The organism is Pseudomonas sp. SCPG-7 (genome assembly GCF_002156405.1).
Classification (GTDB): domain Bacteria; phylum Pseudomonadota; class Gammaproteobacteria; order Pseudomonadales; family Pseudomonadaceae; genus Aquipseudomonas; species Aquipseudomonas parakoreensis.
Window position 1 is genome coordinate 1 of the sequence record NZ_MVOO01000038.1, and the last position, 6,795, is coordinate 6,795.

4 protein-coding genes are annotated in these 6,795 nt (G+C 54.5%); 1 reads left to right on the forward strand and 3 read right to left on the reverse strand.

Annotated elements, in window-relative coordinates; translation table 11 throughout:
• Window positions 1-486 precede the first annotated feature (486 nt).
• On the reverse strand, window positions 487-3,438 hold the full coding sequence (locus B1722_RS28395) for a hypothetical protein (RefSeq protein ID WP_086795021.1): 2,952 nt from the start codon (window positions 3,436-3,438) through the stop codon (window positions 487-489).
• Window positions 3,439-4,159: 721 nt separating this feature from the next.
• A complete protein-coding gene (locus B1722_RS28400) occupies window positions 4,160-4,519 on the reverse strand; it encodes a DUF6124 family protein (RefSeq protein ID WP_086795022.1) in 360 nt (119 codons plus the stop codon).
• 251 nt (window positions 4,520-4,770) lie between these two features.
• On the opposite strand from B1722_RS28400, the gene B1722_RS28405 reads away from it, so the two are divergent.
• Entirely contained in the window at window positions 4,771-6,075 is a 1,305-nt protein-coding gene (locus B1722_RS28405) for a YncE family protein (RefSeq protein WP_086795023.1), read from the forward strand.
• Between the two features lie 612 nt (window positions 6,076-6,687).
• Here the strand turns inward: B1722_RS28405 and B1722_RS30240 are convergent.
• A partial coding sequence (locus B1722_RS30240; RefSeq protein WP_371851409.1) for a DUF6124 family protein occupies window positions 6,688-6,795 on the reverse strand: 108 nt, incomplete at its 5' end.

A 6,795-nucleotide genomic window follows, 5' to 3' on the forward strand; every position in this document is an offset into this window, starting at 1 on the left:
ACGGTCGGCGGCTTCGTGGAGTTTTTTTGAATTGAAGGATTCGTATGGGGCGGTGGTGTCGGTTTCGGGTGGGTTGGGTGTTGGTTTGATCATGGTGAAGCTCCTAGAGTCGACGGAGCTGCCACATTTCGCTGCGATACGAAAGGGAGGTGGCAGCTATACGCGGGTCGCAGACCGGGACTCTAGAACCGGCAGACCCAAAGGTCTCCCACGTACAGCCGCCATAAAACGAGGACGGAAGTTGTCCGTTTAGAAATCAGCGGGCTGCGAGACCCGATCGCTGATTTGTCAGCGACCTACCCACAATAGAACCCGCCCCTAAGGCGCACAAGCCGGCGGATTCTGGCGTAGCTATAGGCAATGGCGCAAGGATGTGTAGCCTTGGAGGCGTGTCTGGAGGTGTCTTTTAAACTCCTCCACTTAATACGCAGAAGATCGGGTGACTCTCTGGATGCAATATCACCCTTCTCTGTCTGCTATCTTTATCTACAGTTTGAATGTGAAGCAGTCTAATAAATAAGCGTCATTTGCTCCTGAGATTTCCATTTCTACTATTTCGGAATAAGTGGCAATCATATTGTCCAGCTGCGAGGGTACCTCATTACTTTTAAAGTTTTGTGTGCCAAGGAGAAGTCTGTTGGGTCCAAAAAAAGTTACTTTGGTAGTCGACTTTGTCTGGTTGTACCAAAAACTAATCGATGAATAGGGTTTTTTAAATGTTATTAGGATTTTGGCAGCTGAAGTTGACCATAGATACAAAACATTCTGGTACATTTTCCCCTCCTGTTCAGGAGGTTTCGGTTGCGGCGGCTTGAGTGTATCCAGTTTTGCGATTTCTAGTGTCGCGGCGGTGGATAATAATTTGATTGTCATGGCTGGGGTTTCGATTGTTCCGTTAAAGCCAATTGATTGGATCGGTACCTCATCGAAGTTTTCTTCAAGTATCGCGTTTTGTATTTTGTAATTCCTCTCTGGGAACTTGGTTGTTATCAAGTCGCCTGAAGTGTCGGTGGATGTATTAAATTTAATGTTGAGGTTGCTGTTGTTTTTTAGTTTTTTTAATTCTTCAAGCGGCAGAAGAGTGCTGAAGCCGGGAGGTGTGGTTGGTTCGTTTTTGACCAGCTCCGATTCGAAATCAGTGCCGTCAAAATATTCCCCTTCCAGTACTAACGAGATTAATTCGCCAGGGATGTGCGGCCAGGGGGTGACAGATATTGTGTCTGTTGGCTCTAGCTTCGTTACGTCAAGATTGTCGCCGGAGGCGCGATTGATGAAGGGAGTAGGGAGTCGTGCGTCCTCATCTGCAATCTTCAATATGTTCACTTCCAATAGACCTGACTTTCCTGCCTGCCCTCCATTGCGATTCAAATTCCAGTGCAGCTTTATCTCCTTGCCTTGCCTTGCCGCGAGAAACGTCTGGCTCAACACCGTGTTCACCCGTTTGTTGCTGTTGAACTCCACCAGTGGAAACTGCGGCGAGCCTGCCGGTGGGTTTACTTCCACGAGACGTCCCTTGTCGCCGCTCAATGCTTCAAGGAATTCGATGCGCACCGTCACGCCGTTCGGGTAGGCCAGGACATCAATCGGATCGATGGCCGGTGCTACAAGAAACGGTGGCGGTAGCTCCGTCAGCGCCGTGCCGATGCGCAATGTCAATTCCCGGGATTGCCCCAGCGGCACGTTGCCGCGCTGAATGCTGTAATCCGCGACCACCGTGCCGTTGAGGTTGGCGGTCACGTATTTTTTATCCACGGTGATGCGTACCGGCCGGCCGGCGGTGGCGGGGATCAGGTCGACATGATCACTGATGCTGCCGCCGCTGGCGGAGCCGCGCCAACGGTAGTTCACGCGATCCTTGTCCTGGGTGCCGAGGTACGGCACCACCAGCGTGGCGCCGGTGGGTGGCACGTTGTCCGGGTCGAGCACGTCGTTGGCATCTGCGCCCTCGACTTCCGGCCGGTCGAACGCCGGCAAGGGCACGCCGACCTGCATCATGAACGGCAGCGACTCGCGGACGCTCAACAGCCCCGTTTCGCTGTTGGTGACGATGTAATAGACCTTGACGTTCAGGCCATTGAAGCGCTGGATTTCGGCATTGCTCACACTGCGCAGGACGGGCTGATTGTCCGCTACGTTGCCGACCGGACGGGGATCTTCGTAATAAACGGTGTCGTTGCCGGGCGTCCGGGCCCACCAGATCAGGTTGATCAGGTCACTGCTATTGCGCCCGGGATACCAAGGGATGTTGACGGTTGCCCACGTGGTTTCCGGTGGCAACGTCCCGCCGGGTGCTTCGTCGACGGTAGGGGCGGCCAACTGGCTGATGTCGCCAATCACCGTGACACTGACATTTTTCGAAGGAAGGTCGCTTTCACCGCTGCGACGGCGCACATAGCCGACCGAGGCGGCGCCTTTGGCGATGGCTTTGACGGCGGCGTTGGGGATGGTGAAATCGAGCTGGAAGGGCACGTACAACACCTCTTTTTCCAGCGGTCCGACGATGATCTGCGAGCCTTGCGCCGGGGTACCGATCCAGGTCAGGAGCACCTTGTCGCCCACCGCAAAATCGTCCTTGGTGATGTACACGCGGGTGTTCACATCGTCGTCCCCGAGCTGATCGAGGTCGATGCTATTGGTTGGAATGCCGCTGACCAGCACCTGCGGTTCGTCCAGCCGATTGCCCTCCAGGTCGACTAATAGATGACGCGTCGCCGACCACGGCGCACGCTCGTCCGGGTAGTTGCCGCAGCGATCAATGACCTGATAAGCCACCGCCACGCGCGCTCCGTCTCCTGCCGCCTCGATAACGGCACGGCTGAAAACGACCTCGATCGGGTGGCCGATCGGGTCCTGGGCCTGCTGGGGCGTAACGACATGCACCACTTGCTGGCTGCCCCAGCGGGCGAGAATGCGGTCGTATCGGGTGAGGTTGCGGTAGGGCACGATGTGCATCGTCACCCCGCTGGGCGACAGGGTCTCATCGACCTCGTCATGGGAGAGGGAGAACTTGAGATCGGAGTGGCCGTCATCGCCGGGAATGTCATCGTACTCGCCGGGACGGGTGAGTTTGACCAGCAAGGTCATGACGGGGGTCGAGTCCTCCGGGGTCTGGTTCTTGCGCGTGATCCGGTAGAAGACTGGCGTGGCATCCCCCTCAAGCACGTGGTCCTTGGCAATGGTGAAAGCAACATCCTGGTTGAGCTCGGCGTCGTTCTCGATGGATTTGCTCCAAACCGCTGCACTGTCATTACCCCAGAACACTTCGGCATGATCACCAATGGACATGGTCAGCCAGGCGGGGATGATGCCTTGCAGATCGCCTTCCACGGCTCTGATGGGGACGCCGCCGTTATAGTGTTCGGCAGGGCTGAGGCTGACCAGCGCCGGAAAATACGGAGGTCTGAGGGCTTGAGGGGTAGGGTCTGCTTGGCTGGACATTTGGCGAACTCCGGTCAGGAGGGCTGGGTGATGGAGTTATTGAGCGCGGATTGGAGGAATTGCGCACCTGTCAGATCTGACAGGTGGCGACGAACGGTGATCAAAGTGACGACTAAAGGCGAAAGATTGCACCCGATGCAACAGTAGGAAGGTTGCTTGGCATAGCCGCCGTGCGCCCGCTCCGGCCGCCAAAAAAATGCTCTAAAAGAATCTGGGAAAACGGTGGGTCGCTCTCAATTACTTAGCAGGACCTGCACCATTCACAACGACCGGAGGGGAGGTTGGCAGCTTGCGATATCAATCAGGGCTCGTCGCTATATTGGCGGGTTGAGGTTGACTGATCCCTCAACGTCAAAAGATCGCAGTCTTCTGCCGCTCCGGTCATTGTGGTGAGGGGGTTTAGCGAGACGTCGCANGCGCAGCCGAGCGGGAGCAAGCTCCCTCGCCACAGGGCTTGCTTGTCCTCTTAGCCCGGCAATTCCAGATTATTCAGCGCTCGACTCACCGCCAGCTCCCCACCTGACCCAATGAAACTTCGGCTCTTGCCGCAGTCATTGTGGTGAGGGAGCTTGCTCCCGCTGGGCTGCGCAGCAGACCCAATACCTGTCACTGCAATCTTTCAGAAATACCCCGAGTTCAGGGTTTTACGACTGCTGCGCAGCCGAGCGGGACGGTGCGACGATTCGACAAGCTCCCTCGCCACAGGTTTTTGCCTGCCTTCTTAGCCCGGCAATTCCAGATTATCCAGCGCCCGATTCACCGCCAGTTCCCCGAGCATGATCAGTTGTGCGATGCCCAGCAGCGTCCTGCGCTGCGACGCCGGTATGAGGTGGGCGAAATCATTGGCGATGGTTCTGGCTGAGGCGCGTGTTTCGCAGGCATCGGCCGGCAGTTCTTCGTTTTTGAAGTCGGCGGTCACGGCGTACATCGAGCGGGTTTTACGTTGAATCGGCGTGGCGCCGGGCGGGCAGAGGTAGTAGTCGAGGGCACGGTCGGCGGCTTCGTGGAGTTTTTTTGAATTGAAGGATTCGTAGGGGGGCGGTGGTGTCGGTTGCGGGGGGGTGGCTGTTGGTTTAATCATGGTTGAAGACTCCTAGAGTCTACTGAGCTGCCACATTTCTCTGCTATACATTTGCGGTTTGCTTGCTCGTTGGCGCCGCACAGTTGGTGTACGCCTTCTGTAACGTCAAACGAAACCAGTCGTCAGTGCCTGGTTCCCTATCAAGCGCTGTCCGTCTGTCGGATTTCGACACTTACCTGTCAGGTCTGACAGTTGTGGCCATGCATCAGTGGGCGCTTCATGGGCATTCCTCTAACGACAGGAATTTTCTCATGAGCGTAATCATTGATGATGCAACGTCTGCCCTCTCCATTGAAGTTCAAGGTAAACAACGGACGAAAAATCAAGCCGACTCGCTAAACCTCCGCGCTGCTAGACGAGGTTTTTACCCGGGTGAAGGGGTGAGCGTTTTAGTGCGCGATAAACTTGCGAAGGTGGGCAGCGAAGTTCAGTTAGTACTGGACGGTAAAGTAATTGCCACTCACACACTGAAGTCCGGGGAGGCTGGCACAGGCATCAGATTTTCAGTGGGGGGCGACCTGCTTCCTCACGGTGTTCACGTGCTTTGCTATCAGGTAGAGCAGAAGGGAGTTGGCTTGCGGCAAAGCCCACATCAAGCTTCCCTGCGGGTGAAAACCATGCCGCCTTCCCATCTAGGATTCGAGGTGGATGCGGGAGAGGATCACATTTATGCAAGCATTGATGTGAGTTTTGAGACGTGTGTAAGTACTCAGAAAATTGCCGATGACGTGTTTCGTTTTACTCCAGGGTTTAGGCAAACGTTGTTCAGTCCCGACGGCAAATTCATGTTTGCTAGCGCTAAATCGGTTAATAAAATTGATCTTGAGACGCGCAAGATTGTCCAGCGTTACAGTCCTGAAGATATGTATCTTGGAGGTTTTAGTGCCAGCGAGAAACTGTTGTATTTGGCCTCTGGGTTTAAAGACAACATTTATATTCTCGACGTTGAATCGGACAGGTTGGAGATGGGAGCCTATGTTGGCACGGTTCGCGGCCTGGTAGTAAGTCATGATGCGAAGCAACTTTTTGTTGTAGGTCTGGACGAAGGATTGGTTAAAAGTTCTCTGATTTTTGTCAATGCAGAATCGCAGGAGGTCGTTAATAGAATCGCTGTAGGTAATGTTGCAGTTTCGATCGCTTTAAATCCACTCAGAGATGAAGTCTACGTTGGCTGCCTAGGGGTGCGTGGCGAGGCGCAAGGGGTATTTGCTGTCAATACAAGCAACGGTAATGTCAGGCATATACCAGCAGAATCACCGTGGAATCTGGCACTGAGCCCCAATGGCCAGGAACTTTACGCATTTGGTGGTGACAGCATCACTGTTATCGATACGGTAAGCAACGGTGTAAAGAAAACAGTTGAGATGCATGTGAGGTCGCTGACTCTCAGTGCTGATGGGGAACTGGTTTATTGCTACAATTATGAGGGAAGTTTCGTTTCTGTATATGACGCTCGCAGTTGGTCGCTTGTTCGTGACGTTGAAATACCAATAGATGCTGTTCGAGCGCTCTCAACCCAGAAGGACAATGGTGATATCTGGGCTATGTACGGTTGAATCCATGAGCAGAAGCGCCCGGTGGTTGCTCCGTTCTATCCACCATTATGTTATTGCTCCAGACCTTCTGTAGCGTGGCACAGGTGAATCACTTGTGCCACGTTGCTACCACTTTCGGCGTGGTGGCCGCGCAAGAGCAATCCATCACCGCTTGGGCTCGATTCATCGAAAAACAACGCGTATTCCGTTCTCTGGAAAAGTTTGAAGGCTTCTTGCGGTAGCCGTTCTGCGTCTGCTTCATGCGTCAAAACTTTATTTTAAAGGAGCGGAGAAACTGGTAGATCGCTCTCAGTCAATCAACAGCGCACGCTCGAACATTACCGACCTTAGTCGAAGTTCCAGATTATCCAGCGCGCGATACACCGCCAGCGCGCCGGGCATGATCAGCTGTGCGATGCCCAGCAGCGGGGCGGCGATTTTTTATGCTCGACCCAATGATTGCCCCGCTCTTGCCGAGGTCATTGTGGTGAGGGGATTCATCCCCGATGGGCTGCGCAGCGGCCCTAAAACCTGTCACTGCGATCTTTCAGGAATACCGCGAGCTCAGGATCTACGACTGCTGCACAGCCGATCGGGGATGAATCCCCTCACCACAGGTTCTTGCCTGTCTTCTTAGCCTGCCAACTCCAGATTATCCAGCGCCCGATTCACCGCCAGCTCTCCCAGCATGATCAGTTGCGCGATCCCCAATAGCGTTCGTCGCTGCGAGGCCGGTATGAG

Coding starts and splice junctions, on each gene's coding strand:
- B1722_RS28395 (WP_086795021.1), bottom strand. CDS start 3,438: ATGTCCAGCCAAGCAGACCCTACCCCTCAAGCCCTCAGACCTCCGTAT.
- B1722_RS28400 (WP_086795022.1), bottom strand. CDS start 4,519: ATGATTAAACCAACAGCCACCCCCCCGCAACCGACACCACCGCCCCCC.
- B1722_RS28405 (WP_086795023.1), top strand. CDS start 4,771: ATGAGCGTAATCATTGATGATGCAACGTCTGCCCTCTCCATTGAAGTT.